Annotated in this window: 27 protein-coding genes and 1 riboswitch; of the genes, 15 read left to right on the top strand and 12 right to left on the bottom strand. The window is 69.5% G+C overall.

Features of this window, described 5'->3' with window-relative positions:
- Positions 1-28: 28 nt before the first annotated feature.
- The gene (hpaE, locus tag F9288_RS08630; protein ID WP_174836243.1) at positions 29-1,537 is read right to left on the bottom strand and encodes a 5-carboxymethyl-2-hydroxymuconate semialdehyde dehydrogenase; all 1,509 of its coding nucleotides are present in this window, start codon (positions 1,535-1,537) and stop codon (positions 29-31) included.
- Between the two features lie 125 nt (positions 1,538-1,662).
- Here hpaE and F9288_RS08625 point away from each other — a divergent pair, with 125 nt between their 5' ends.
- From F9288_RS08625 to F9288_RS08565, 13 genes are all read left to right on the top strand, one after another.
- Complete coding sequence (locus tag F9288_RS08625) at positions 1,663-2,268, top strand: fumarylacetoacetate hydrolase family protein (RefSeq protein ID WP_174836242.1); 606 nt, start codon at positions 1,663-1,665, stop codon at positions 2,266-2,268.
- On the top strand, positions 2,265-3,017 hold the full coding sequence (locus F9288_RS08620) for a fumarylacetoacetate hydrolase family protein (protein WP_174836241.1): 753 nt from the start codon (positions 2,265-2,267) through the stop codon (positions 3,015-3,017). The genes F9288_RS08625 and F9288_RS08620 overlap by 4 nt, the downstream gene beginning before the upstream one ends.
- Positions 3,014-3,340: an aromatic ring-opening dioxygenase subunit LigA gene (locus F9288_RS08615; RefSeq protein ID WP_174836240.1), complete on the top strand. Its 327-nt coding sequence runs from the start codon at positions 3,014-3,016 to the stop codon at positions 3,338-3,340. The genes F9288_RS08620 and F9288_RS08615 overlap by 4 nt, the downstream gene beginning before the upstream one ends.
- On the top strand, positions 3,337-4,155 hold the full coding sequence (locus tag F9288_RS08610; RefSeq protein ID WP_174836239.1) for an extradiol ring-cleavage dioxygenase: 819 nt from the start codon (positions 3,337-3,339) through the stop codon (positions 4,153-4,155). The genes F9288_RS08615 and F9288_RS08610 overlap by 4 nt, the downstream gene beginning before the upstream one ends.
- Entirely contained in the window at positions 4,155-4,544 is a 390-nt protein-coding gene (locus F9288_RS08605; protein WP_174836238.1) for a 5-carboxymethyl-2-hydroxymuconate isomerase, read from the top strand. Before F9288_RS08610 ends, F9288_RS08605 begins: the two co-directional genes overlap by 1 nt.
- A gap of 7 nt (positions 4,545-4,551) precedes the next feature.
- Entirely contained in the window at positions 4,552-5,358 is an 807-nt protein-coding gene (hpaH, locus tag F9288_RS08600) for a 2-oxo-hept-4-ene-1,7-dioate hydratase (RefSeq protein WP_174836237.1), read from the top strand.
- Complete coding sequence (locus tag F9288_RS08595) at positions 5,355-6,113, top strand: aldolase/citrate lyase family protein (protein WP_174836236.1); 759 nt, start codon at positions 5,355-5,357, stop codon at positions 6,111-6,113. Before hpaH ends, F9288_RS08595 begins: the two co-directional genes overlap by 4 nt.
- 20 nt (positions 6,114-6,133) lie before the next feature.
- A complete protein-coding gene (locus F9288_RS08590; protein ID WP_217482608.1) occupies positions 6,134-7,543 on the top strand; it encodes an aldehyde dehydrogenase family protein in 1,410 nt (469 codons plus the stop codon).
- Between the two features lie 43 nt (positions 7,544-7,586).
- Complete coding sequence (locus F9288_RS08585; protein ID WP_174836234.1) at positions 7,587-8,240, top strand: glutathione S-transferase family protein; 654 nt, start codon at positions 7,587-7,589, stop codon at positions 8,238-8,240.
- Positions 8,241-8,329: 89 nt separating this feature from the next.
- On the top strand, positions 8,330-9,517 hold the full coding sequence (locus F9288_RS08580; RefSeq protein WP_217482607.1) for an amino acid aminotransferase: 1,188 nt from the start codon (positions 8,330-8,332) through the stop codon (positions 9,515-9,517).
- A gap of 84 nt (positions 9,518-9,601) precedes the next feature.
- On the top strand, positions 9,602-10,348 hold the full coding sequence (locus tag F9288_RS08575) for an IclR family transcriptional regulator (protein ID WP_174836233.1): 747 nt from the start codon (positions 9,602-9,604) through the stop codon (positions 10,346-10,348).
- A 43-nt stretch (positions 10,349-10,391) separates the two neighbouring features.
- Entirely contained in the window at positions 10,392-11,864 is a 1,473-nt protein-coding gene (locus F9288_RS08570; RefSeq protein ID WP_174836232.1) for an NAD-dependent succinate-semialdehyde dehydrogenase, read from the top strand.
- 60 nt (positions 11,865-11,924) lie between these two features.
- Entirely contained in the window at positions 11,925-12,221 is a 297-nt protein-coding gene (locus F9288_RS08565; protein WP_174836231.1) for a plasmid stabilization protein, read from the top strand.
- A 126-nt stretch (positions 12,222-12,347) separates the two neighbouring features.
- On the opposite strand, the gene F9288_RS08560 is transcribed toward F9288_RS08565, so the two are convergent.
- The 9 genes from F9288_RS08560 to F9288_RS08520 form a co-directional block, all read right to left on the bottom strand.
- Positions 12,348-13,244: a helix-turn-helix domain-containing protein gene (locus F9288_RS08560; RefSeq protein WP_174836230.1), complete on the bottom strand. Its 897-nt coding sequence runs from the start codon at positions 13,242-13,244 to the stop codon at positions 12,348-12,350.
- A gap of 74 nt (positions 13,245-13,318) precedes the next feature.
- Entirely contained in the window at positions 13,319-14,137 is an 819-nt protein-coding gene (locus F9288_RS08555; protein ID WP_174836229.1) for a universal stress protein, read from the bottom strand.
- A 1-nt stretch (position 14,138) separates the two neighbouring features.
- Positions 14,139-14,543, bottom strand: coding sequence for a fluoride efflux transporter CrcB (gene crcB / locus F9288_RS08550; RefSeq protein ID WP_254621136.1), 405 nt, complete (start codon positions 14,541-14,543; stop codon positions 14,139-14,141).
- A 77-nt stretch (positions 14,544-14,620) separates the two neighbouring features.
- Positions 14,621-14,683: riboswitch (Fluoride riboswitch) on the bottom strand.
- A 43-nt stretch (positions 14,684-14,726) separates the two neighbouring features.
- Positions 14,727-15,416: a Crp/Fnr family transcriptional regulator gene (locus tag F9288_RS08545; protein ID WP_174836228.1), complete on the bottom strand. Its 690-nt coding sequence runs from the start codon at positions 15,414-15,416 to the stop codon at positions 14,727-14,729.
- Positions 15,397-18,000: an MMPL family transporter gene (locus F9288_RS08540; RefSeq protein WP_174836227.1), complete on the bottom strand. Its 2,604-nt coding sequence runs from the start codon at positions 17,998-18,000 to the stop codon at positions 15,397-15,399. The genes F9288_RS08545 and F9288_RS08540 overlap by 20 nt, the downstream gene beginning before the upstream one ends.
- Before the next feature lie 2 nt (positions 18,001-18,002).
- On the bottom strand, positions 18,003-18,449 hold the full coding sequence (locus F9288_RS08535) for a DUF2141 domain-containing protein (protein WP_174836226.1): 447 nt from the start codon (positions 18,447-18,449) through the stop codon (positions 18,003-18,005).
- Positions 18,446-20,371: a 1-deoxy-D-xylulose-5-phosphate synthase gene (gene dxs / locus F9288_RS08530; RefSeq protein WP_174836225.1), complete on the bottom strand. Its 1,926-nt coding sequence runs from the start codon at positions 20,369-20,371 to the stop codon at positions 18,446-18,448. The genes F9288_RS08535 and dxs overlap by 4 nt, the downstream gene beginning before the upstream one ends.
- A gap of 12 nt (positions 20,372-20,383) precedes the next feature.
- Positions 20,384-21,349, bottom strand: a complete 966-nt coding sequence (locus tag F9288_RS08525) for a VacJ family lipoprotein (protein ID WP_254621135.1) — start codon at positions 21,347-21,349, stop codon at positions 20,384-20,386.
- Positions 21,346-21,939, bottom strand: coding sequence for an ABC transporter substrate-binding protein (locus tag F9288_RS08520; RefSeq protein WP_174836224.1), 594 nt, complete (start codon positions 21,937-21,939; stop codon positions 21,346-21,348). Before F9288_RS08520 ends, F9288_RS08525 begins: the two co-directional genes overlap by 4 nt.
- A gap of 155 nt (positions 21,940-22,094) precedes the next feature.
- Between F9288_RS08520 and ispH the strand changes: the two genes are divergently transcribed.
- Both ispH and hpnH read left to right on the top strand, forming a co-directional pair.
- On the top strand, positions 22,095-23,060 hold the full coding sequence (gene ispH, locus F9288_RS08515; RefSeq protein WP_174838978.1) for a 4-hydroxy-3-methylbut-2-enyl diphosphate reductase: 966 nt from the start codon (positions 22,095-22,097) through the stop codon (positions 23,058-23,060).
- Positions 23,061-23,068: 8 nt separating this feature from the next.
- On the top strand, positions 23,069-24,214 hold the full coding sequence (gene hpnH / locus F9288_RS08510; RefSeq protein WP_174836223.1) for an adenosyl-hopene transferase HpnH: 1,146 nt from the start codon (positions 23,069-23,071) through the stop codon (positions 24,212-24,214).
- A gap of 9 nt (positions 24,215-24,223) precedes the next feature.
- On the opposite strand, the gene F9288_RS08505 is transcribed toward hpnH, so the two are convergent.
- Both F9288_RS08505 and shc read right to left on the bottom strand, forming a co-directional pair.
- Positions 24,224-24,844 carry a phosphorylase gene (locus tag F9288_RS08505; protein WP_174836222.1) on the bottom strand — a complete coding sequence of 207 codons (621 nt, stop codon included), beginning with the start codon at positions 24,842-24,844 and terminating at the stop codon, positions 24,224-24,226.
- A gap of 2 nt (positions 24,845-24,846) precedes the next feature.
- Positions 24,847-26,784, bottom strand: coding sequence for a squalene--hopene cyclase (gene shc / locus F9288_RS08500; protein WP_174836221.1), 1,938 nt, complete (start codon positions 26,782-26,784; stop codon positions 24,847-24,849).

Below are 26,784 nucleotides of genomic sequence, written 5' to 3'. Positions count from 1 at the left end.
GCGCGTCTGGCCGCCCGTACCGTCCTTGTCAGCCCGCGACGCCGAGCCGCTGGATCTTGTGGTGGCCCTTGGCCAGCGCGACGTTCTTCGTCTCCATGTAGAAATCGAAGCTCCAGTCGCCGCCGTCGCGGCCGATGCCGCTGGCCTTCACCCCGCCGAACGGGGTCGGCAGGTGGCGGACGTTCTCGCTGTTGACCCAGATCATCCCGGCCTCCAGCGCATCGGACACACGCAGCGCGCGGCCGACATCGTTCGTCCAGAGATAGCCGGCCAGGCCGTAATCGACCGCATTGGCCGTGGCGATCGCATCCGCCTCGTCGTCGAACGGGATGACGGTGAGGACCGGGCCGAAAATCTCCTCCTGCGCGATGCGCATTCCGACATCCGCGCCGGCATAGAGCGTGGGGCCATAGAAATAGCCCGGCCGGTCGAGCCTCTGCCCGCCCACCGCGATCGTCGCGCCGTCGGCCGCCGCGACATCGGCGTAGCTCGTCACCTTGGCGAGATGGCGTTCGTGGATCAGCGGCCCGACCTCGGTGGCGGGGTCGAACGGGTCCCCCACCTTGAGCTGGCGGACGCGCTCCGCGAGCTTCGCGACGAAGGCGTCGTGGATCGACCGCTGCACCAGCAGCCGCGACGACGAGGTGCAGCGCTGGCCGTTGAGCGAGTAGATCATGAACACCACCGCATCGAGCGCGCGATCGAGATCGGCGTCGTCGAACACGATCACCGGATTCTTGCCGCCCAGCTCGAAATGGACGCGCTTCAGCGTCTCCGATCCCTGCCGCATGATCGCGCTGCCGGTCCTGGATTCGCCGACGAAGGCGATCGCCTTGATGTCGCGATGCTCGGTCAGTCGCCGGCCGGTCGTCTCGCCCAGCCCGTTGACCGAATTGAACACGCCCGCCGGCAGCCCGGCCTCATGCGCGATCTCGACCAGCAGGCGCGCCGAATAGGGCGACCATTCCGCCGGCTTGTGGACGACGGTGCAGCCCGCCGCCAGCGCCGGGGCGATCTTCCACGTCGAGAGCATGAACGGCGTGTTCCACGGCGTGATGACGGCGACCGGGCCGATCGGATAGCGCGAGGTGTAGTTGAGATGCTCGCCGGACGGCAGCGCCTGCCCGTCGCGCGCGGCGGGCGCGCGATCGGCGAAGAAGCGGAAGTTCTCCGCCCCGCGCAGCGCCGCCTTGGACATGAAACGCCATGCCTGGCCGGCGTCGAGGCATTCCACCGCCGCGATCTCCTCCGCGCGCGCCTCGATCAGGTCGGCGATGCGGTGGAGGACCGCCTTGCGCCTGTCGCCGGCCAGCGCCGCCCACGCCGGGAAGGCCCGCTTCGCCGCCGCCACCGCCGCGTTCAGCTCCGCCTCGCTCGCGTCGCATGCCTCGCCCAGCACCGCGCCGGTCGAGGGATCATGGACCGGAAACGCCACCCCTTCGCCTGCCACCGAAGCGCCGTCGACGAAATGGCCGAGCGGTTGCCGGGTGAACGGCGCGATCGCCTCCGTGGCGAGCTTCCGACGATCAGGCTGCATAAGGACTCCACAATTGATTATCGTGTTAAATATATCCTCCGGCTTCGGCCGTCAAACCCAAAGCGGCGACTTGACCCTTATCATGTTAAATATTAAGTCACGGGCATGACGAACGAGAGGAAGGCATGATCGGCGGGACAGCCTATGGCGTGGCGCTGAACGACCGCGAGCAGGTGGCGGCGCTGGGAGATGCGCTGGGCGAGAAGCCCTATGGCAGGCCGCCGGTCGCGCCGATTCTCTATATCAAGCCGCGCAATTGCTTCGCCGCGAACGGTTCGGCGGTGGCCCTGCCCGGCGACATCGCCGAAGTTGCGGTGGGCGCAACTATCGCGATCGAGCGCGCATTGGCCGGGCCGCCGGTCGCGCGGCTCGCTATCGATCTGTTCGTGCCCCACGCCAGCTTCTACCGCCCGGCGATCGCCGAACGCTGCCGCGACGGCTTCCTGCCGCTCGGCCCGGCGACCGCCCTGCCCGCCGATCTCGCGTCGATCGAGATCGTGACGCGCGTCGGCGGCGTGGAGCGCCACCGCTGGAACCTGTCGCGGCTGGTGCGCGATCCCGCCGCGCTGGAACGCGAGATCGCGACCTTCATGACGCTCGCGCCCGGCGACCTGCTGCTGTGCGGCATCGCCGGCGACGCGCCGGCCGCGCGGGCGGGCGACACGATCGAGGTGACGGCGGAGGGCTTCGCCCCGCTAGCCGTGTCGCTCGTCGCGGAGCAGGCGCGATGAAGCGCGTCAGGCTGATCCATGCGGGGCGCGAGCAATGGGGCGTCGTCTCGCCCGATGAGCGGGCGATCGCGCTGGCCGACGGGTCCACGGTGGGCTGGGATGCCGCCACGCTGCTGCCGCCGGTCACGCCGGGCGCGACGGTGTTCGCGCTCGGGCTGAACTATGCCGACCATTCGGTCGAGCTGGGCTTCAAGCCGCCGTCGCAGCCGCTGGTGTTCCTGAAAGGGCCGAACGGCTTCGTCGCCCACGACGGCGTCTCGCCCAAGCCGCGCGATGCCGACCAGATGCACCCCGAATGCGAGCTGGTCGCGGTGATCGGCCGCACCGCGCGCCGCGTCGCCGCGTCCGAGGCGCTCGACTATGTCGCCGGCTATACGATCGCCTGCGACTATGCGGTGCGCGAGTTCCTCGAGAACTACTATCGCCCCAACCTCCGCGTGAAGAACCGCGACGGGCTGACCCCGATCGGCCCGTGGATCGTCGACGCGGCGGATGTCGGCGATCCGCAGGCGCTGGCGCTGTCCACCACCGTCAACGGCGCGACCGTCCAGTCCGGCTCGACCGGCGACATGGTGTTCTCGGTAGCGGCGCTGATCACCTATCTCTCCGGGTTCATGACGCTCTCGCCCGGCGACATGATCCTGACCGGCACGCCGCACGGCGTCCATTTCGTCCGCGCGGGCGACGAGGTGGCCTGCACCGTGGAGCGCGTCGGCAGCCTCGTGCATCGCGTGGGGCTGCAGGCATGAGCCTCTACCAGCTCCAGAAGCTGCTCTATCAGCTCAACCGCGATCCGGCGTTGCAGGCCGATTTCACCGCCGACGCCCCCGCCGTCGCCGACCGTTACGAGCTGACCGGCGAGGAGCGCCGCGCGGTGCTGGAGCCGGATATCGGGCTGCTCTACGTGCTCGGCGTCAACGGACAGATCCTGATGCACTTCGCCGCGTTCATGCGGATCGAATGGGCCGATTATCTCCAGCGGATGCGCGACGGCGTGCGGCAGCACGGCCCGATCCGCGCCGGCGTCTATGCCATGACGACCGGCTATGACGACAAGGTGGCAGGCGTATGACCCTCGTGTTCAGCGGCATTTGCAGCCATGGGCCGGGCATCACCGGGCGGGCGGACATGGCGCCGCCCGAACTGCGCGATCCCTATTACGCCGCCTATCGCGGGATGCGCGACGCGATCCGCGCGGCCGGCGCCGAGGTGCTGATCGTCGTCGCGGCGGAGCATTTCGCCAATTTCTTCATGGACAACATGCCCGCCTACGCGATCGGCGCAGCGGACCATTACGACGGGCCGATCGAGGACCCCGAATGGCTGCGCATCCCGCGCCAGCGCATCCGCGGCGACGCCGAACTGTCGCGCCGGCTGATCGCCGAGGTGCAGCAGACGGTCGACGTCGCTTATGCCGAGGAATGGAAGTTCGACCACGGCATCATGGTGCCGCTGCACTTCCTCGATCCCGACAACGAGCTGACGGTGATCCCGGCCAACATCAACTGCCAGGGGCCGCCGCTCACCCCGCTGCACCGCGCCTATGCCTTCGGCCGCGCGCTGCGCCGCGCCGCCGACAAGGTGCCCCGGCGGATCGCGCTGGTCGGCACCGGCGGCATCTCGCACTGGCCCTGCACGCCGGACAGCGGGCGCGTCAACGAGGCGTGGGACCGCGAATTCCTCACCCGCTGGGCCTCGGGCGACGAGGCGCGGATGACTGCCTATACCGATGTCGAAACCTATGCCGACGGCGGGCAGGGCGGCTATGAGATCCGCACGCTGATCGCCGCCGCCGCCGCCGCTGGCGGCAAGGGGCATATCGACTTCTACCAGCCGATCCCGATCTTCAGCACCGGCTGCGTGATCGGCCGGTCGGAGATCGTGTGATGGCGCACGCCACCGTCGAATGGACCGCCAACCTGGAGGGCGAGTTCGACCCGCCCGGCCTGCTCGCGCTGATCGCGGCGGAGATGCGCGAACGCTCCGGCGGGATGTTCCCGGTCGGCGGCATCCGCGTCCGCGCAATCCGCCTGACCGATTACGTCATCGCGGACGGCGAGGGCACCGACGACGCCTTCATCAACATCGACGTGAAGATGGGCGCGGGCCGCGACGCGGCGTTCCGCAAAGCGTTCTTCGACCAGATGTTCGCGGCGGTGAGGGCGTTCCTCGGCGACCTGTTCGAGCGCCGCCCGCTCGCCCTTTCCCTCTATGTCGAGGAAGCGGAGGGGTGGAAACACAACACCATCCACCAGCGCCTCGCCGCGAAGAAGTAAGATCACGATGGCCCTGTCCCCCGACCTGATCGACCGGCTCGCGAACGAGCTGCACGAAGTCGAGCGCGGCGGCGCGCAGATCGCGCAATTCTCGCTGCGCCACCCCGAAATCGCGATCGAGGACGCCTATGCGATCCAGCGCGCCTGGACGCGGCGCAAGATCGCGGAGGGGCGGAAGGCTATCGGCCACAAGATCGGGCTGACCAGCCGCGCGATGCAGCGTTCCTCGAACATCGACGAACCGGATTACGGCCTGCTGCTTGACGACATGCTGTTTCCCGACGGGCGCGACATCCCGATCGGCCGCTTCATCGTGCCGCGCGTCGAGGTGGAGCTGGCCTTCCGCCTGAAACAGCCGCTCAGTGGGCCCGACTGCACCCTGTTCGACGTGCTCGACGCGGTGGATTACATCGTCCCGGCGATCGAGATCATCGACGCGCGGATCGAGCAGGTCGATCGCGCCACCGGCACGACGCGGAAGGTGTTCGACACCATTTCCGACAATGCCGCCAACGCCGGGCTGGTGCTGGGCGGCCGGCCGATGCGACCGCACGATATCGACCTGCGCTGGGTCTCGGCGCTAATCTACCGCAACGGCGTGATCGAGGATTCTGGAGTCGCCGCCGCCGTGCTGGGCCATCCCGCGCTCGGCCCGGCGTGGCTGGCCAACAAGCTGCACCCCTATGGCGAGACGCTGGAGGCGGGCGAGATCATCCTCGGCGGCAGCTTCACCGCGCCGGTGCCGGCGCGCGCGGGCGACACCTTCCACGTCGATTTCGGCCCGCTCGGCGCGATCTCGGTGCGCTTCGCATGAGCACGTTCCGCGACTGGATCGACGCCGCGCCCGGCGCGCGGCTCGGGCTGTGGCAGGCGCTCGCCTGCAATTATACGGCGGAAATCTGCGCGACGCTCGGCTTCGACTGGCTGCTGTTCGACGGCGAGCACGCGCCCAACACCGCGCAGACCCTGCTCGGCCAGTTGCAGGCGGTCGCCCCCTACCCGGTCCACGTCATCGCGCGGCCGCCGGTGGGCGACGCGGTGACGATCAAGCAATATCTCGACATCGGCTTCGGCACGCTGCTGGTCCCGATGGTCGAGAGCGCCGAACAGGCGGCGGCGATCGTCTCCGCCGCGCGCTTCCCGCCGCGCGGCATCCGGGGCGTCGCCAGCTCGACCAGCCGCGCCTCGCGCTTCGGCGCGCAGGCGGACTATCTTGCCACCGCGCACGAGCGCGTCGGCATCATCGTGCAGATCGAGAGCGGCGCGGCGCTGGCCGCGGTGGGGGAGATCGCGGCGGTGGAGGGCGTCGACGGCCTGTTCATCGGCCCCGCCGACCTCGCCGCCTCGCTCGGCCATCTCGGCAACCCGCGCGCGCCGGAGGTGCAGGCCGCGATCGACCGCGCCTTCGCCGCGATCCGCGCCGCCGGCAAGCCCGCCGGCATCTTCGCGCTCGATGCGGACGACGCGCGCGCGCGCGCCGCGCAGGGCTTCGCCTTCGTCTCGATCGGCACCGACATCGGGCTGCTGGCGAACGGCGGACGCGCGCTGCTGCGGACGTGCCGCGCCTGAACATGACAGAGGAGACGAACATGTCCTTCGCACTGACGATCGGCGGCAAGGCCGTGCCCTGCGCCGACAGCTTCGCGGTGATCGACCCAGCCACCGGCGCCGAGTTCGCGCAATGCCCGCTGGCGAGCGTCGAGCAGCTCGACCAGGCGGTCGCCGCCGCGCGCGCCGCCTTCCCCGGCTGGGCCGCGACGCCGATCGAGCGCCGCGCGGAGATGATCCACGCCTTTGCCGACGCGCTGGCCGCCGAAGCCGACGAACTCGGCGCGCTGCTCTCGCGCGAGCAGGGCAAGCCGCTGCGCGCGGCGGTGGGCGAGATCCACGGCGCGATCCACTGGACGCGCACCACCGCCGGCTTCCGCCCGGCGGTCGAGCGGATCGAGCAGGCGGACGGCGGACGGGTCGAGATCCACCGCAAGCCGCTGGGCGTGGTCGGCTCGATCACGCCGTGGAACTTCCCGGTGATGATCGCGATCTGGCACGTCATCCCGGCGCTGGTCGCCGGCAACACCGTGGTGCAGAAGCCATCGCCCAACACGCCGCTGGCGACGCTGCGCGTGGTGGAGATCGCCGCCCGGCACCTGCCCGCCGGGGTGTGGAATGTCGTGACCGGCGATATCGAGATCGGATCGGGCATCGCCAGGCACCCCGATATCGACAAGGTGGTGTTCACCGGCTCCACCCCCACCGGCCGCGCGATCATGCGCGACGGCGCGGCCAACCTGAAGCGGCTGACGCTGGAGCTGGGCGGCAACGACGCGGCGATCGTCCTTCCCGACGCCGATGTCGAGGCGATCGCGCCGCAGATCTTCCAATATGCCTTTGGCAACAGCGGGCAGATCTGCGCGGCGATCAAGCGCGTCTATGTCCATGACAGCCTGCACGACGCGCTGGCGGAGAAGGTGGCGGCGCTGGCGGCGGCGGCGAAGGTCGGCCCCGGCGCCGATCCCGCGACGCAATACGGGCCGCTCCAGAACCGGCGCCAGTTCGATTACGTCCGCTCGCTGGCGGAGGACGCCCGCGCGCGGGGCGGCCGCTTCCTCGCGGGGGGCGAGCCGCTGGACGGCGAGGGCTATTTCTTCCCGCTCTCCGTGGTGGTCGACGTGACCGACGGCAACCGCATCGTCGACGAGGAGCAGTTCGGCCCGGTCCTGCCGATCGTCCGCTACAGCGACGTGGAGGACGTGCTGGCGCGCGCCAATGCGAGCGAGAACGGCCTCGGCGGATCGGTCTGGTCGAGCGATATCGGCCGCGCGGCCGAGCTTGCGCAGCGGCTGGAATGCGGCACGGCATGGGTCAACAGCCATTCCAAGATATCGCCCGACGTGCCGTTCGGCGGCGCGAAGCAATCGGGGATCGGGGTGGAGTTCGGCCTGCACGGGCTGGACGAATATATGCAGCTCCAGACCGTCCGGCTTCCCGCCGGCGCTTGACGTTCCCGCCCGCGCGGCGGACCCAGCTTTCGGGGAACCGGCAATGGACCTGACGCTCTATTTCTTTCCGGGCGCCTGCTCGCGCGTCACCATGACCGCGCTGGAGGGGACCGGCGTGCGCTATCGCGACCGGCTGGTGAACATCCGCGCGGACGAGCAGAAGTCCGCCGACTACGCCCGCGTCAATCCGAAGGGCAAGGTGCCCGCGCTGGCGATCGACGGGCGGATCATGACCGAGAACGTCGCGATCCTCGTCTTCCTCGACCGGCTGTTCCCGACAGCGGGGCTGCTGCCGCACGACAGCGATCCGGTGAGCGATATCGCACCGCTCAGCGACCTTTTGTGGTGCTCATCCACGCTGCATCCGGCGATGCGGCAGATTCGCGCGCCGGACAAATATACTGTCGGCGATCCGGCGGACGTGAAGGCCGACGGGATGCGCAAGTTCGCCGCCGAATGCGCGCGCATCGCCGCCGGGGTGGACGGGCGCTGGTGGTATGGCGAGCGCTGGTCGATCGTCGACGTCTATCTGTTCTGGCTGTGCAACGTCGCGCAGAAGGGCGGCTTTCCGCTGGCCGATTATCCCGCGATCACCGATCATGCCGCGCGCGTCCGCCAGCTCGCCCCGCTGCAACGCGCGCTGGAGCGGGAGCGTGCCGGCGCCGAGGCGCACGGCCTGACCGACATCGTATATTGAGCGCCCGCGCGTCTCGCGTAGTAAAACACGACAAGCATATTGTATCGTAATACGTTCCAATGTATCGGATAACGATACCTGAGGTGGGAATGACGATGTTTGCCGAACTGCCCGAAGCACCGATAGATCCGATCCTGGGAATGGCCCAGGCCTTTGCCCGAGACCCCTCGCCCGACAAGGTCGATCTCGGCATCGGCATCTACAAGGACGAGCATGGCGAGGTGATCGTCCTGCCGACCGTCAAGGCGGCGGAGCGCGCGCTGGTGGAGAATCAGGCGACCAAGCGCTACCTCTCCTCGGCCGGCAACCCCGAATATAACGAGCGGACGCGCGGCCTGCTGTTCCGCGAAGGCTCCGACGCGCACGCCCGCGCGCGGACGATCCAGACGGTCGGCGGCACCGGGGCGCTGCGCGTCGCGGCCGATTTCATCGGCAGGTTCGGCACCGGCAAGCGCATCTTCCTGCCCGATCCGACCTGGGCGAACCACCCCGCGATCTTCGGCGTCGCCGGGTTCGAGATCGTCAACTATCCCTATTACGACATCGCCACCGGCACGCTGAAGCTGGACGAGATGATGGGCGCGCTCGCCGGCCTGCGCGCCGGCGACACGGTGCTGCTCCACGGCTGCTGCCACAATCCGTCGGGCGCGGACCCGAGCGCTGCGCAATGGGCGGAGATCGCGGACGCGGTCGCCCGTTCCGGCGCGACGCCGCTGGTCGATCTCGCCTATCTCGGCTTCGCGGAAGGGCTGGAGGAGGACCGGCAGGGCCTCGCGATCCTCGCCGAGCGGCTGCCGGAGATGATCGTCGCCAGCTCCTGCTCGAAGAATTTCGCGCTCTATCGCGAGCGCACCGGCGCGCTGACCGTGGTCGGCGCCAATCCGGGACAGGCGGACACCGCGCTCGGCAACCTGCTGCCGGTGGTCCGCACCAATTATTCGATGCCGCCCGATCACGGCGCAGCAATCGTCGCGCACATCCTCGGCGACGCGACGCTGCGCGCGACATGGGAGCAGGAGCTGGCGGCGATGCGCAACCGCATCCGCGACATGCGCCACGAGCTGGTCCGCCTGCTTTCCGGCAACAACCGGCGCGATTATTCCTTCCTCGCCGGCCAGCACGGCATGTTCGCGATGCTGGGCGTCTCCGGCGACGCGGTGCGCCGGCTGCGCGAGGAATGGCATGTCCATGTCACCGGATCGAGCCGCGCGAACATCGCCGGCCTCACGCCGCGCAACGTGGCGCATGTCGCGCAGGCGATCGCGGCGGTGAGCTGACGGCCGGTCGATCGGCCGCTTGCTTCTTCCCCGGCATCCCCCCATGCTTCGTACGCGGGGGACAACACGGAAGATCGGGAACGAATGACTGAGAATATGGATGAACGGCCGGCTTCGGTGAAAAGCGTCGAAGTCACGGTCCGCATCCTCGACAGTCTGACCGATTCTTTCGGCCCCGTACGCGTCACCGATCTGGCGCGCGACCTTGGCATGACCAAGGCGCGCGTGTCGCGGCACCTGCAGACGCTCACCCGGCTGGGGCTGGTCGATCGCGCGCCGCACGGCGGCGGCTATGTCTTCGGGCGCAAGCTGCTGAAGTTCGGACGCGCGGCGATCTATCGCAGCAATATCGTCGAGCTGGCCCGGCCGTTCCTGCGCGTGCTGCGTGACCGGACCGGGCATACCGCCGTGCAGACGCTCCCCGCGCGCACCGGCGCGATGGTCGTGACGGCGGTGCCGAACGAGTTCGAGCCGGGGGTGGTGATCCAGCCCGGCACGCTGCTGGAGCTGCCCAAGTCGCCCGCCGCGCGGCTCACCGCCTTCTTCGAGCGCCAGCCTGTCGATGCCGACCATGTCCGCGCCAACCTCGCGCGTTATGGCGTCGATTTCGAGGCGGATGCGCGCGGCAACGGGCTGGGCGGCATTTCCGCGCCGATCTTCGATTCCGACGGCGGGATCGCCGCGACGATCGGGCTGGTGCTGTCGTCGGCGCTGGTCGATCCGGTGCCGGGCGACGATCTGATCCGCCATGTGCGCGACGCCGCCGCGCGCATCCAGGCCGAATTCGCCGAAGGCGCGACATCGCCACTGATGCCCCCGCGCGAAGGGTGACGCCCCGCGCGGAACGGCGCACGGAATGATGAGAGAGAGCGACATGAACGACCCCACTGCCCGCCCGCCGCTGGCCCGCCCCGACCTGCTGCGAGAGGCGGGATATATCGGCGGCAAGTGGGTGACGGCGGCCGCGACGCTCGACGTGACCAACCCGGCGACCGGCGCGGTGATCGGCACGGTGCCGATGATGGGCGCCGTCGAGGCCGAGCAGGCGGTCGCGGCGGCGGCGGCTGCCTTCCCACTGTGGAAGGCGAAGTCCGCCAGGGAGCGCGCCAACGTCCTCAAGCGCTGGTATGCGCTGATGGAGCGGCATGGAGACGACCTCGCCAAGCTGATGACCGCCGAGCAGGGCAAGCCGCTGGCCGAGGGGCGCGGCGAGGTGTCCTATGCCGCCGCCTTCCTCGAATGGTTCGCGGAGGAGGCGCGGCGCATCAACGGCCTCACCATCCCCGGCCATGCCGTCGACAAGCGGCTGATGGTGGTGCAGGAGCCGGTCGGCGTGGTCGCCGCGATCACCCCATGGAACTTCCCGGCGGCGATGATAACGCGCAAGGTCGGCCCGGCGCTCGCGGCGGGCTGCACCGTCGTCCTCAAGCCGTCCGAGTTGACCCCCTATTCCGCGCTGGCGCTCGCGGTGCTGGCGGAGGAGGCCGGGGTGCCGGCCGGCGTGCTCAACATCGTGACGGGCGATGCGGTCGCGATCGGCGAGGTCTTCACCACCGATCCGCGCGTGCGCAAGTTCACCTTCACCGGCTCGACCCCGGTGGGCAAATTGCTCGCCGCGAAATGCGCCGGCACGGTGAAGCGCGTCTCGCTGGAACTGGGCGGCAACGCGCCGTTCATCGTGTTCGACGACGCCGATCTGGACACGGCGGTGGCGGGCGCGATCGCATCCAAGTTCCGCAACACCGGGCAGACCTGCGTCTGCGCCAACCGGCTCTATGTGCAGGCCGGGGTCTATGACGCCTTCGCCGAGCGGCTGGCAGCGGCGGTGGGCAAGCTGGCGGTCGGCGACGGCCTCGCCGGCGAGACGCAGCAGGGGCCGCTGATCGACCAGCGCGCGCGGGAGAAGGTCGAGAAGCATGTCGAGGACGCGCTGGCGCGCGGCGCGCACCTGCTGCGCGGCGGCCATGCGATCGCCGGCCCCGGCACCTTCTTCGAGCCGACCGTGCTGACCGGCGTGCCCGCCGACGCCCTGCTATGCCGCGAGGAGACGTTCGGGCCGGTGGCGGGCCTCGTCCGCTTCGACACCGAAGCCGAAGTGATCGCGCTGGCCAACGACACCGCCGCCGGCCTCGCCGCCTATGTCTTCACCCGCGACCTGTCGCGGACGTGGCGGGTCGGCGAAGGACTGCAATACGGGATGGTCGGGGTGAATACCGGGCTGATCTCGACCGAGGTCGCCCCGTTCGGCGGGGTCAAGGAATCCGGCATCGGCCGCGAAGGCTCGGTCTATGGCATCCGCGACTATATCGACGCCAAGACGCTGTGCATCGAGGTCGAACCGGCCTGATCCGCAGCCTTATCCCCTCTCGCGCGTTTTCCCCGCCACGGGGGCGACGAGGAGGATGCGATGCCCCGTGGAGACAAGTCGAGCTATACCGACAAGCAGAAGCGCCAGGCCGAGCATATCGAGGAAGGCTATGAGAAGCGCGGCACCGGCCACAAGGAGGCCGAGCGGCGCGCCTGGGCGACGGTGAACAAGGAAACCGGCGGCGGCAAGAAGTCCGGCTCCGGGCGCGGCAAGGCGGAAAACCACGAGCCGTCGCGCAAGGGCGGCCACAAGGGCGGATCGAGCCAGAGCGCGGAGCAACGCTCGGCGGCGGCGAAGAAGGGCTGGGAAACCCGCCGCCGGCACGGCAACGCCTGAGGGCAGGCAACCGGCCCGCCTCACGCGCGCGCCGTCAGCGCGTCATGCGTCGAGGATGATCCAGCCCGTCCGGCCGGAGCGGTGCGCGGGCGACCCTGAACGACACACGATGCGCGCCCGTCGCGGTCATCGGCCGGTCCAGGCGCGCGCGTTCTGGTGGAGGCCCTGCAACGCCTCGCCCACCTCGATCGCGCGATTGGCGGTGGCGGGCCGCAGGATCGAGCGCGGCCGGGAAAAATAGGCGCGCGGCGCCATTCCCATGAAATGCCGGAACTCGCGGTTGAAGTGCGATTGATCGTAATAGGATTCGTCGATGACGCGGCCGATCGGCTGGCCGCCCGGCTCCATCAGCTTCGCCAGCGTGCGCAGGAACCTTTGGCGGCGCAGCAGGACCTTCGCGGTGAAGCCGAACCAGCGCCGGCAGGCGCGCGCGAGTTGCGTCGTGTTCATGCCGACGAGCAGCGCCAGTTCCTCGACGGTATGATCGACGGTCTCGTCCAGCGCGCCGGCGATCACGTCGATCCGGGGATCTTGCGCCCGTCCGGCGCGCGACAGCCAGCCGAAATATTCGTCGAGCAGGGCGGCGCGCGTTTCGTCATCGGCCGCGCGGGTTAAGCCGTCGCGGAGCGGCTCGATTCCGCGCAACACCTGCTCCGCCGGCACCAGCGCGTCCGCCAGCGCGCCCGCCGCGACCCCGACGAGATGCACCCAGCCCTGCGGCGTGAAGCCGACGCCGATCACCGTTCCCGGCCGCGCGCGGATCAGGCGCGCGCGCGAGGTGGGGCCGAACAAGGCGGCGGTGAGGCCCCGCATGAATTGCCCGTTATGGATGGCGACTTCCCATTCCTCGCCGACGACGAAACGCAGATTGCCCCATTCGGGGTGGAGCATGTCCTCGATTACAGTGCCCGGCGGGGCGCTGATCTCGACGAAATAATAAGCCGTGATATATTCGCCGAGCATCCCTTGCGGACGACGGAACCGCACCTGGGCCACCGGCTCGGCCGGATCACGTTCTTCCACACCTTGCCCCCCTGTCTCCTCATGACGTGGTTAACGTGACGGGCCAGCGGAGTCCTACCAAATTTTTCTTGTTCTCAATGCGCCAGCAGCACGGGCAGATCGGCGGCGGCGAGCAGATGGCGGGTGGTGCCGCCGAGCAGCCATTCGATCACCTCCGAATGGCGATAGGCGCCGGCGACGAGCAGGTCCGCGCCGATCGACCGCGCCTCCTCGACGATCTGCTGCCCGAGGCTGGGCTTGCCCGGCGGCACCGCATGAAGCTCCGGCTCCGCGCCGGTTTCGAGCAGCAGCCGCGTCGCCGCCAGCGCGGCCTCGCCCCGGTCGCCGATATGGATCGCGACCACCCGCCGGGCGGTGCGCAGCCACGGGCCGGCGCCTTCGATCGCGTGACGCGTCGCTTCGCTGTCGCTCAATGCCACGGCGATGGTCGCGAACACGCCGCGCGCGTCGTCGCGCCAGCCTGCGGGGACGACCAGCACCGGCTTGCCGCTGCGGAAGATCGCGGCGTGGAAGGCATCGGCGCTGTCCATGTTCGCCTCGCGCGCCAGTACCAGCACGATCACGTCGGCGGCGCGCGCCGCGCGGTCGACCGTCTCCTCCTCCGGCCCGGTCAGCACCTTCCAGCCGACGCCGGGCGCCCCCTCGGGCACGCTCGCGCTCCACGCGAGGAAGGCGGCGCGGATCGCGTCGGCGCGCTGTTGCGGCGTCCCCTCGTCATGTTCGCGCAGCCGCTGGAGATTGATCTCCTCGCTGGCGGCGACGATCCGCTCGGGATCGACCATCACATGCAGCGCCTCGACGCTGGCGCCGTCGAACGACCGCGCGGCGGTCATCGCCGCGTCGAGGCAGGAGGCGGCGCTGCGCGCGCCGGTCAGGATGGCGAGCAGCCGCATCTCAATTCCTCACCCCGTGCAGCATCGCCGGCACCGAATGGCCGAGCCACACCGCGAGCAGGCACAGCACGACGGAGGCGACGACATTGACGATCGCGCGCACCGGCTGCCCGGTCTGCAACAGCGTCAGCGTCTGGAGGCTGAAGGAGGAGAAAGTGGTGTAGCCGCCGCACACGCCGACCAGCACGAACAGGCGGATATCGGGCGGCACCATCAGCCGCCCGCCCGGCTCGGTCAGCGCGGCGAACAGCCCGATGACGAACGATCCGGTGATGTTGATGAAGATCGTGCCCCACGGCAGGCTCTCGCCGAACCGCGCGGTGATGAGCAGGTTGATCCAGTAGCGCAGCAACGTGCCGAGCGCGCCGCCGGCGGCGAGCCACAACGGCGTCACCATCGCGCGCATGCCCGCTTCAAGTTCGGTGCCATCTTCTTCTCCCTTCGGCCGGGAGGAAGGTCAGCCCCTGCCCGCGCCCTTTGCAACGCATGACAGGAGTCATCAGCCGGTACGGCGGTTATCGGGGGTACTCCATCCCCATCGCCGGCCATCTTAATCACGCGGAACGGGAAATTCCAGCGGCAACGGCCGCTATGCGCTCCCGGCAATCCCGCGCAGCTCCGCCGTCCGCGTCAGGACCACGCCGCGCCCGTCGGCGGCGATCAGCCCGCGGCGGCGCCAGTCGCCCAGCGTCCGGCTGACCGTGTAGAGCGTCGTCCCGGAAATGTCGGCGATATCCCTGCGCCGCAGCGGGAAGGCGATCTCGATGCCCGCGGCGGTCGCGCGACCGGCCTGCGCGCCGAGCCGCAGCAGGGTGTTGGCGATGCGACTCTCCGCGCGCTGGGTCGCCATTTCGCGCACCCGGTTCTGCAATTCGGCCAGCCGATGGCCGACGATCGCGATCAGGTTGAGCGCGATCCGGGGAAAGCGCTCGGCCAGCGCAAGCAGCTCGGCCCGCGCCCAGCTCGCCTCGACGGAATCGGTCATCGCCACGCCGTCGGCCGGATATTGCCCGTCGGTGAAGATCGCGACGCTGCCGAATATCTCGCCCGGCCCGATGAAGCGCAGCGCCACCTGCCCGCCGTCGCTTCCCGCCTGCGATATCCGCACCGCGCCGGACAGCAGCACATGCGCGCGCTCGACCGGCTCGCCCTGATCGAACGCCCACCCGCCGCGCGGCAGCGCCCTTATCCGCACCCGCGCGGCCAGCTCGTCGAGCGCATCGGCCGGCGCGCCCTCGAACAGCGGGATCGCCGCGATCTCAGCGCGACGCGGATTCATCGTGCCGCTTCCGGTCGGGCGGGCCGAGCAGCGCCGGCTCGAAGATCAGCGCGCAGATCAGCGTCCATACCAGCGAGATCATCAATATCTCGCCCATGCTGGCGGTGCCCGGATGGCGCGACAGCCACAGGCTGCCGAACGCCGTGCCGGTCGCCAGCGCGCTGAACAGCACGGCGCGCGCGAGGCTCGATTGCAGCAGCCCGGTCGCCCCCGCGCGCCACGCCATCACGAAATAGATGTGGAAGGCCACGCCGACCCCGAACAGCAGCGGGAAGGCGATGATGTTGGCGAAGTTGACCGGCTGCCCGATCAGCACGCAGCTTCCGAGCGTAAGGAAGATCGACAGCACCACCGGCGCGAGCGTGAAGGCCACTTCGCGCGCGTCGCGCAGCACCGCGAACAGCAAGGCGCTGACCAGCATGAAGGCGATGATCCCGGCCTTGACGAATGCGCCCGCCACCGTGCCCGCCGCCGCCTGCGTCGCGACCGGCAGACCGGAGATGGCCGGCGTCACCCCCGCCACCGCCGCGCGGAAGCGGCGGATCACCTTGTTGTCGTTGCTGTCGCCGGCGGGGAATACCTGCAACCGCATCCGCCCGTCCGGCGCGGCCCACTCGCGCACCAGATCGGGCGGCAGGTCGGCGCGGGTGACGGGGGACGCCTGAAGCGCCAGCCGCATCTGATCGAGCATCACGCCGAGCGGACGGACGAGCAGCGCGTTTACGTCGGCGCGTTTCGCGGCGGACGCGCGCGCCAGCCGGTCGAACGCATCGGCGAGGCGCCGCATGTCCCGCGCCGCCGCATCGCCCTTCGCCGCGGCGCGCAGCTTCGCGGCGCTCTGGCCGAGCGCGGCGACGAGATCGTCGTCGGTGGGCGGCGGCGCGATGTCGAGCGGGTTGATCGTCACGTCGAGCAGCAGCGCGGCGTCCTGGATCAGCGCGAGCTTGGGCGGCTGATCCTCCGGCACGAAGCTGTCGAGCGAGACGACGTGTGACACCTCCGACAGCTTAGAGAGTTTTGCCGCCAGCGCCGCCGCGTCGGCGCGATTGGCGGCGAGCACGTCGATCGTGTTCGGCGTGCGGTCCGGGTCGCGGGTCAGCTCGGCCAGCGCGCGCATCGCGGGGGCATGGGGGTCGCGCAGGTGGAGCGGATTGAAGTCGAACACCACCCACGGCAGCAATGCAATGCTCGCAGCCAGCGCCGCCACGAACGTCCACAGCACCGTGCCGCGCCGCCGCTCCAGCAGGCGATCGACCGGTGCGAGCCGCGCGAAGCCGGTCTCGCCGCGCGGCGGCCCCGGCCGGAACACGATCACCAGCGCGGGCAGCAGCGTGACACTCAGCGCCAGCGCGACGACCATGCCCAGTCCCGCGATCACGCCCAGCTCGGCGATGCCGATATATTCGGTCGGCAGGAACGCGCCGAAGCCGAGGAAGATCGCCCCCGCCGCCAGCGTCAGCGGCGCACCGAGCGCGGCGGCGGCCTGGCGCAGCGCGACCTCGGGCGCCGCGCCGCCGGCACGCTCGGCATTGTAGCGGACGCAGATCTGGATGCCGAAATCCACGCCCAGCCCGACGAACAGCGGGATGAACGCGATCGAGATCAGGTTGAACCGCCCCACCGCGAGCAGCCCGACCGCCATGGTGATGACGAGGCCGAGCAGGATGGTGGCGAGGATCGCCGCGACCAGCCGCGCCGAGCGTGTCGCCAACCAGAGCGTTATCAACATCGCGCCGAGCATGATCGCGCCGACGAGGCCGATATTCTCCTGCAAGGTGGCGAATTCCTCGTCGGCGAGCGGCACCTCGCCGGTGAGCTGCACGCGGATGCCGTGCGCGGCGTCCAGCCCGAGCGCGCCGGCCGCCTGCCGCACCGCTTCCTCCGCCGCCTCGCCCGGCATCAGCGCGCCGTGATCGAGCACCGGCTGGGCGAGGATCAGCCGCCGGGTCGGCGCGGCGAGCGCGCCGCCTTGTCCGCCGAACAGCGCCTGCCACGAAAAGGGCCTGGGCTTGCCCGCCAGCGCGCCGTCCACCGCCTCGGCGAGCGCGCGGACCGGCTTGTCGATGCGGTCGGCGGAAACCTGGCCGGCCGCCACCCCGTCCGCCATCGTCGCCACCGCGCCGGCGACGCCTCTCAGGCTCGGGTCGGCGGCGAGCGGGCCGAGCATCGGCTGCGCCTCGATCAGCGCGGCGGTTGCGTCGCGCACTTCCTTTTCGGTGCCGAACAGCAGCCCCTCGCGGCCGAAGAAGTCGCCCCCGTCCGGGCGCGAGACGCGGCGGAAATGCGCCTTGTCCACCGCCAGCCGCGCGGCAAGCCGCGTCGCGCCATCCTCCGCCAGCTCGGGCGTCGCGCCGTCGATCATCACCAGCATGACGTCGCGGAGTTGCGGGAAGGCGGTCTCCATCGCCCGCTCCTGCTGCCGCCACGGCACGTCGGGGGAGATCAGTTCGGCCGTGTCGGTGGTCATCGCGAAGCGATCCACGACGACCGCCAGCGCCAGCGCCGCCAGCACCAGCCCGGCGACGATCGTCAGCCACGGACGGCGGATGCTCGCGGCGACGGCGCGCGGGACAGGGTTGGCCATGCTCAGCGCGCGGGCGGGCCGGACGGCCCGGTGAAATAGCGCAAATTCAGCCGGATCGTGCGGGCGGTGCCGTCGAAGGCGAACTCGGCGTCGGCGAATTTCGGCGGGCCGAGGCGGATCTTCGCGTCGTTCGAGAAGCCGATCCCTTCCTTCGGGATGCCGAGGAAGCCGCGATCGACCTTGCCGTTGCCGTTCTCGTCAAGGAACGCCTGCACCGCATAGCGCCCGGCGGGCAGGTTGCCCACCGTCACCCGCGTCTCCCCCACCCGTGCGCGGGCGTTGCCGGACCAGGGGCAGTCCTCCTTCAGGAACTTCGCTTCCGGGCAGACATCGACATGGACCACGCCCTTGCCGACACGGACGTTGCCGACATCGACGGTCAGCACGCCCTCCGGCGCGGCGGCGGAAAGGAGCGGCAGGGCGATCAGCGCCGGGAGCAGGCGTCTCATCCGATCTGGCGTTCCCCGGCGACACGCTCATTCCACCTGAGTGTTTTGAGCACGGTATTGACGATATGCTGTGCATCGAGTCCGGCGTCGGCATATTGTGTGTCGGGTTTGTCGTGGTCCTGGAAGCGGTCGGGCAGGCGCATGGTCCTGAGCTTGAGGCCGGTATCGATCAGCCCGGCGTCCGACGCCAGCGTCAGCACATGCGCGCCGAGCCCCCCGATCGACCCCTCCTCGATCGTCACCGCCACCTCGTGCGTCGACAACAGCCGACGGATCAGCGCCTCGTCCAGCGGCTTGGCGAACCGCAGGTCCGCCACCGTGGTCGACAGCCCCTTCGCCTCCAGCGCGTCCGCCGCCTTCAACGCTTCCGCCAGCCGCGTACCCAGCGACAGGATCGCCACCGTCTTGCCCTCGCGCACCACCCGGCCCTTGCCGATCTCCAGCACCTGCGGGACCGCCGGCAGCGCCACCCCCGTGCCGTTGCCGCGCGGATAGCGCACCGCGATCGGCCCCGTGTCGTGCGCCACGCAGGTGTGCACCATATGCACCAGTTCCGCCTCGTCGGCGGCGGCCATCACCACGAAGTTCGGCAGCGAGGCGAGATAGGTGATGTCGAAGCTCCCGGCATGGGTCGCCCCGTCCGCTCCCACCAGCCCCGCGCGGTCGATCGCGAACCGCACCGGCAGGTTCTGGATCGCCACGTCATGCACCACCTGGTCATAGGCGCGCTGCAGGAAGGTCGAGTAGATCGCGCAGAACGGCCGCATCCCCTGCGCCGCCAGCCCCGCCGCGAAGGTCACCGCATGCTGCTCGGCGATGCCGACGTCGAACGCACGGGTAGGGTGGCGCTTCGCGAACCGGTCCACCCCGGTGCCCGACGGCATGGCGGCTGTGATCGCCACAATGCGCGGGTCCTTGTCCGCCTCGTCCGCCAGCGCCTCGCCGAACACGTTCTGGTAGGCCGGCGGCCCCGGCGGCGCCTTGGCCTGCGCCCCGGTGATCACGTCGAACTTCTGCACCCCGTGATACTTGTCCGCCGCCGCCTCCGCCGGGGCATAGCCCTTGCCCTTCTTGGTCACGACATGGACCAGGATCGGCCCTTCTTCCGCGTCGCGGACATTCTCCAGCACCGGGATCAGATGATCGAGGTTATGCCCGTCGATCGGCCCGACGTAATAGAAGCCCAGCTCCTCGAACAGCGTCCCGCCCATCGTCATCCCACGCGCGAACTCGTCGGTCTTGCGCGCGGCATTGTGGAACGGACGCGGCAAGCGCCGCGCGATCCGCTTCATCACCTCGCGCAGCGACAGGAACTCCCGGCTCGAGGCGATCCGCGACAGATATGCCGACAAGCCCCCCACCGGCGGCGCGATCGACATGTCGTTGTCGTTGAGGATCACCACCAGCCGGTTGCCGGCGGCTTCCGCGTTGTTCATCGCCTCATAGGCCATGCCCGCCGACATCGCCCCGTCGCCGATCACCGCGATCGCCTTGCCCGGCGCGCCGCTGAGCTTGTTCGCGATCGCGAACCCCAGCGCCGCCGAGATCGAGGTCGACGAATGCGCCGCCCCGAACGGGTCGTACTCGCTCTCGCTCCGCTTCGTGAAGCCCGACAACCCCCCGCCCTGCCGAAGCGTGCGAATCCGGTCGCGGCGCCCGGTCAGGATCTTGTGCGGATAGCATTGGTGGCCGACATCCCACACCAGCCGGTCGCGCGGCGTGTCGAACACATAATGGATCGCCGTCGTCAGCTCGACCACGCCCAGACCAGACCCGAGATGCCCCCCCGTCTGGCCCACCGCCGAAATCACCTCCGCCCGCAACTCGTCCGCCACCTGACGCAAACGATCCACCGGCAAACCACGCAACGCCTCAGGCGTCCCAACCGTGTCCAGCAATGGTGTCTCAGGAAAGTCTGTCATCGCAAGCCAATGTTATCGGGGCGTTGTGGCAGGATTGTGAGCGGCGGGATCGCTGAGCGGATCGGACAATTCGGGCGCGTTCGAAGCGCCGGCCGGGGCATCGGGATCGCGCATCGGATCGTCCAGTTCGCCCGGCGGCGCCTTGCGGTGGCGGATCGCCGCAACCTCGGCGGCGCGGTTCTGGAGCCAGACCGAGCGCAACGTGGCATAAGGGTCCACCGCACCGCCGAACAGCGCGCGCAGCTCGTCGTCGGATTCGGCGCGCAGGTCCAGCCCCGGAATGACCGCGCTGCTCACCTGATAGCGCCAGTCGGTGAACGGCTTGCCGATCGCGATCGGCAGCACCGCGCCGTCCACCGGACCGCCCAATATGTCGCGCAGCGTGGTCGGCCCGACCAGCGGCAGGAACAGATACGGCCCCGGCCCGAAGCCGTAGCGCGCCAGCGTGTCGCCGAAGCTGTTGTCGTGATGCGGGATGTTGATCCCCTCGGTCTTGGCCAGATCGAGCACGCCGCCCACGCCGAGCGTCGAATTGACGGTGAAGCGCACCAGGGTCCGCCCCGCCTTGCCGAACTTGAGCTGCAACAGATAATTGACGAAGGCCACCGGCTCGGTGAGGTTACTGAAGAAATGGCGCAGGCCCGTGCGCACCGGCTTCGGCGCGACATGCTTGTAGCCCATCGCGGCCGGCCGGTAGATCGCCTTGTCGAGCGACTGGTGCAGCCCGAACATCTTGCGGTTGAAGCCTTCGAGCGGATCGCCCTTCGCGTGGCGGGGCGCCTTGGCCGGCACCGGCTGGGCGGCGACGGTTGCCGGATCGGTCAGCGGGTCGGCCAGTTCGGGCGCGGCCGGCGCTTCTTGCGACGGCCGCGGAGGCGCGGGCGCGACGACCGGCGGCGCGGGCGCCTCGGTCTGCATATCCCGCGCCGGGGCGATCATCGGCGCCGGGGCGGAAAGGAGAAGGAGCGAAAGGCTCAAAAACTGCCCTTCGCCGCCAGCGCGTCGAGGTGCGCCACCAGCGCCTTCGCCCCGCCTTTCGCGAGCACGCTCGCGAAATCGGCGCGGCGCGTCGCGATCTGGCTGATCGCGTTGCGGTAGAAGACGTCGATGATCTTCCATTCGCCGCCGTTCGCGCGCAGGCGATAGCTGATCGCGATCCCCGCCTTGCCCGGCGTCACCAGCGTCGTGCGCACCAGCCGGTCGCCGCCGCGCGCGTCGACCTGCGGCGCGATCGCGAAGCTCTCGCCGGACCAGTCGTCGAAATTGGCGGCATATTGCGCGATCGTCAGGCGGCGGAAGGCGGCGACCAACGCCTGCTGGTCGGCCGGGGCGATCGTCGTCCAGCCCGCGCCGACCGCCAGCCGCGTCATCAGCGGCAGGTCGAAAGTGCGGTCGATCACCGGCGCGATCGCCGTCGCGCGGCTTTTCGCCGTGCCCTTCGCCTTCATGATCGCGATCAGCCCGTCATCGAGCGTCTGGACGGTCGCGCGGGCCGGATCGGCCTGCGCCAGGGCGGGAACGGGGGCCGTCAGCGCCAGCAGCAACGCGGTGGAAAGGGACATACGCATGGAAACACTCCCAGTCGGTTCCCCGCGATTACCCGCTTCGGCGGCAGCCCGTCCACCCTTCAGCACGTCCGGCGGCGGATCGCCACAATTGCGCCTTTTGTATCTGGGATCGGACGACTATCTGGAACCCTTCCGGGAACGACGTGGACGACGAGATGACCGGTTCTCCTTCTCCGTTGAATGTCCTTCTCGCCAGCCCGCGCGGCTTCTGCGCGGGCGTGGTCCGCGCGATCGACATCGTGGAGCGCGCGCTCGAGCTTTACGGGCCGCCGGTCTATGTCCGCCACGAGATCGTCCACAACCGCCATGTCGTGGAGCGGCTGCGCGGCAAGGGCGCGATCTTCGTCGAGGAGCTGGACGAGATCCCGGCCGGCGCGCCGACGATCTTCAGCGCGCATGGCGTGCCCCGCGCGGTGCAGGAGGCGGCCGTCGCGCGCGACCTGCCGGTGCTCGACGCCACCTGCCCGCTGGTCGCGAAGGTGCATGTGCAGGGGCGGCGCTATGCCAGGGCCGGGCGGACGCTCGTCCTGATCGGCCACGCCGGCCATGCCGAGGTGATCGGCACGATGGGCCAGATCGACGCGCCGGTGCATCTCGTCTCCACGACGGAGGACGTCGCGGTGCTGCCCTTCGCGGACGATACGCCGATCGCCTATGTCACCCAGACGACGCTGAGCGTGGACGACACGCGCGGGGTGATCGTCGCGCTCAACGCGCGCTTCAGCGACGTGACCGGGCCGGACGTGGCCGACATCTGCTACGCGACGCAGAACCGCCAGACCGCTGTGCGCGACCTTGCCCGGCACAGCGACCTCGTGATCGTGGTCGGCGCGCGCAACAGCTCCAATTCCAGCCGGCTGCGCGAGATCGGCGATGAGATGGGCGTGCCGAGCTATCTGGTCGATGACGGCGGCGGCGTCGAGCGCGCGTGGCTCGACGGCGTGGAGACGGTCGGCATCACCGCCGGGGCCTCCGCGCCGGATGAATTGATCGAAAGCGTGATTGCTGCCATTGCCGCTGTCCGCCCCGTATCGGTGCGGCAACTGGACGGCGTGGCCGAGAACGTCTCGTTCGCGCTTCCACCCCAATTGCGTCGGCCCGTCCGCGCGGCCGCTGAGTAGAACGACTTATGAGCCTGCCATTCTCCCAGATCGCCCGCATCGGCGCCTACACGCTCAAGGAGCATATCAAGGGCGGCAAATACCCGCTCGTGCTGATGCTGGAGCCGCTGTTCCGCTGCAACCTCGCCTGCCCCGGCTGCGGCAAGATCGACTATCCCGACGCGATCCTCAACCAGCGCATGAGCTATGAGCAATGCATGGAGGCGATCGACGAATGCGGCGCCCCCGCCGTCTCGATCGCGGGCGGCGAACCGCTGCTCCACAAGGACATGGCCCGCATCGTGAAGGGCTATATCGCGAAGAAGAAGTTCGTGATCCTGTGCACCAACGCGCTGCTGCTGAAGAAGAAGATCGACGAATATGAGCCGTCGCCCTTCTTCACCTGGTCGATTCACCTCGACGGCGACAAGGAGATGCACGACCACGCCGTCGATCAGCAGGGCACCTACGACATCGCGGTGGAGGCGATCAGGCTCGCGAAATCGAAGGGCTTCCGCGTGCAGGTGAACTGCACCGTGTTCGACGGGGCGGACCCGGCGCGGCTGGCGGCCTATTTCGACGAGATGGAGGCGCTGGGCGTCGAGATCACCATTTCCCCCGGCTATGCCTATGAGCGCGCGGCCGATCAGGAGCATTTCCTCAATCGCGAGCGGACCAAGAAATTCTTCCGCGACGTGTTCGCGCGCGGGCATGGCGGGAAAGACTGGACCTTCACCAACTCGCCTTTGTTCCTCGATTTCCTCGCGGGCAACCAGACCTATGAATGCACGCCCTGGTCGATGCCGCTGCGCACGATCTTCGGCTGGCAGAAGCCGTGCTATCTGCTCGGCGAAGGCTATGTCGCGACCTTCAAGGAGCTAATGGAGGGCACCGACTGGGAGCAGTACGGCGTCGGCAAGTACGAGAAATGCTCGAACTGCATGACGCATTGCGGCTTCGAGGGCACCGCCGCCACCGACGCGATCCGCCACCCGCTCAAGATGTTCGGCATCGGGCGCAAGGGGGTGAAGACAGAGGGGCCGATGGCGCCGGACGTTGACCTGTCGAAGGCGCGGAAGGCGGAGGACGTCTATTCCAGCCACGTCGAGCGCGAGCTGGCGAAGATCAAGGAAGCCGATCCCGAAGGGTTCAAGCGCGTGCAGAAGGTGGCGTGAGCGCCGTCGTCAGCCGATTATCCGGCTGACCGCTTCCATTGCCGCCTTCAACCCGGCAAACGCCCGATCCGCCTGCCGCCCGGTGCGGATCAGCGCCGGCAACTGACGCGGATCACGCGCCAGCGAGGCGAGCACCGCCCCCAAAGCCAGCCCGCCGTCGGGCCGCATCCCGACCAGCGCGGCGGGCGGCAGGTCGTCCGCCGCGCCGTCCGAAATCACGCGCACCGCCCCGAACGCCAGCCCGCGCCGCGCGGCGACCCGCGCGGCGACATGGCTCTCCATATCCACCGCCACGCCGCCCGTCGCATCGCGGAGCGCGCGTTTCGCCATTACGCTGGCGAGGATCGCGTCGCCACCGACGATCCGACCTCGCGCCGCATCCGGCATGGCGCGCCGCAGCTGCTCCACGACCGTATCGTCGCCGTCGATCACCACATCCCCCGGCCTCAACGCCGGGGAGAGCGCACCCGCGATGCCGCACGAAAGGATGATCCCCGCGAACCCCTCGGCCGCCAGCTCCAGCCGCGCCTCTAGCTGCGCCGCCACGCCGCCGCCGATCACCGTCACCGCATCCGGGCAGGCGCGCGCGACGATCCGCGCCTCACGCTTCAGCCCGCAGGCGGCGATCATCCTCACATCCCGACCGTGACACGCCGGGTGTTCGATCTCTTGAGGTTGCGGTAGCGCGCCATCGCCCACAGCGGGAAATATTTCGGATAGCCGTGGTAGCGCAGATAGAAGACGCGCGGAAAGCCGCCGCCGGTGTAATGCTCCTGCCCCCACAGGCCGTCCGCTTCCTGATGCGCGGCGAGCCAGTCGACGCCGCGCCTCACCGCGTCACTGTCCACCTCGCCCGCCGCCATCAGGCCGAGCAGCGCCCAGGCGGTCTGCGAGGCGGTGGATGGCGCGGGCGCGTGGCCGGTGCGATCGAGCGCATAGCTGTCGCAATCCTCGCCCCAGCCGCCATCCGGGTTCTGGATCGCCGTCAGCCACGCCGTCGCCCGCGCGACCATCGGCTCGTCCGGCCCCAGCCCGGCGGCGTTGAGCGCGCACAGCACGGACCAGGTGCCGTAGATGTAATTCACCCCCCAGCGGCCGAACCAGCTTCCGTCCGGTTCCTGCTCGCGGCGGAGATAGTCGAGCGCGGCGGCCATGCGCGGCGAATCGCGGTGCTCGCCGAGCTGCGCCAGCATCGAGACGCAACGCGCGGACACGTCGGCGGTTGGCGGATCGAGCAATGCGCCATGATCGGCGAACGGCAGGTTATTGAGATAATCGTAATCGTTGTCGGCGTCGAACGCGCCCCAGCCGCCGTTCCTCGATTGCAGCCCCACCGTCCATTCGACGCCGCGATCGATCGGCATCCGGTCCGCCACGCCCGCGCGGTCCATCGCCATCACCACCACGGCGGTATCGTCGAGGTCGGGATAATGCGCGTTGTTATACTGGAACGCCCAGCCGCCGGGCCGCACGCCGGGCCGCTCCTGCGCCCAGTCGCCCGCGACATCGAGCACCTGACGCGGCCGGAGCCAGTCGAGCGCCACCCCGGCCCGCGCGACATTCTCCTCGCCGCCCGCCTCCAGCATCGCATGGGCGGCGAGCGCGGTGTCCCACACCGGGGAGACGCACGGCTGGCAATAAGCCTCGTCCTCATGGATCACGAGGAGGTTCTCGACCGATTTGCGCGCGATGGCGCGCCCGGGATCGCTTTCGGGATAGCCGAGCGCGTCGAACATCATCACGCTGTTCGCCATCGCCGGATAGATCGCGCCCAGCCCGTCCTCGCCGTTCAGCCGCTCGCGCACCCACGCCTCGCACGCCGCGAGCGCGCGCTGGCGCAACCGCCTCGGCCACAATCCGTCGCCCAGCTTGAGCAGCCGGTCGAGTGTGTTGAAGCCGTGCGTCCACAGCCATTTCGGGTCAGCCGCCTGCGTCCTCGCCTGCGCGGTGTGGCCGGTGTAGAGTTCGTCGACCCTGACGCCCTTCGCGTTGCGGGCCAGCGGCTTCTTCGCGCCCAGCACGAGCAGCGGCACGATCACGGTGCGCGCCCAATAGCTTACCTTGGAAAGATGGATCGGGAACCAGCGCGGCAGCAGGATCAGCTCGGGCGGCATGGTCGGCACGGCCGACCACGGCCCCGCCCCGAACAACGCGAGCTGGATGCGGGTGAAGACGTTGACCGCCTCCGCCCCGCCCGCCGCGAGCACCGCATTCCGCGCGCGGACCATGTGCAGCGCGTCGGGCGCATCGCCTATCATCCTGAGCGCGTAATAGGCTTTCACCGTCGCGCTGACATCGAACCCGCCGGCATGGAACAGGCCCCAGCCGTGATGCTCCGCCGACTGAATGCGGCGCAGGTAGCGGGCGATCTTGCCCTCCAGTTCCGCATCGACCGGCTCGCCGAGATAATGGCGCAGCAGAACATATTCGGCCGGGATCGTGCAATCCGCCTCCAGCTCGAACACCCAATGGCCGTCGTCGCGCTGCGCCCGGTGCAACGCGGCAGCCGCACGATCGACCGCCGCGTCGACGGCGGCGAGCGGATCGAGGGTGTGGTGAAGCGTCGCCAT

The organism is Sphingomonas sp. CL5.1, from assembly GCF_013344685.1.
Classification (GTDB): Bacteria; Pseudomonadota; Alphaproteobacteria; order Sphingomonadales; family Sphingomonadaceae; genus Sphingomonas.
This window is presented reverse-complemented; position numbering and strand designations above follow the sequence as displayed.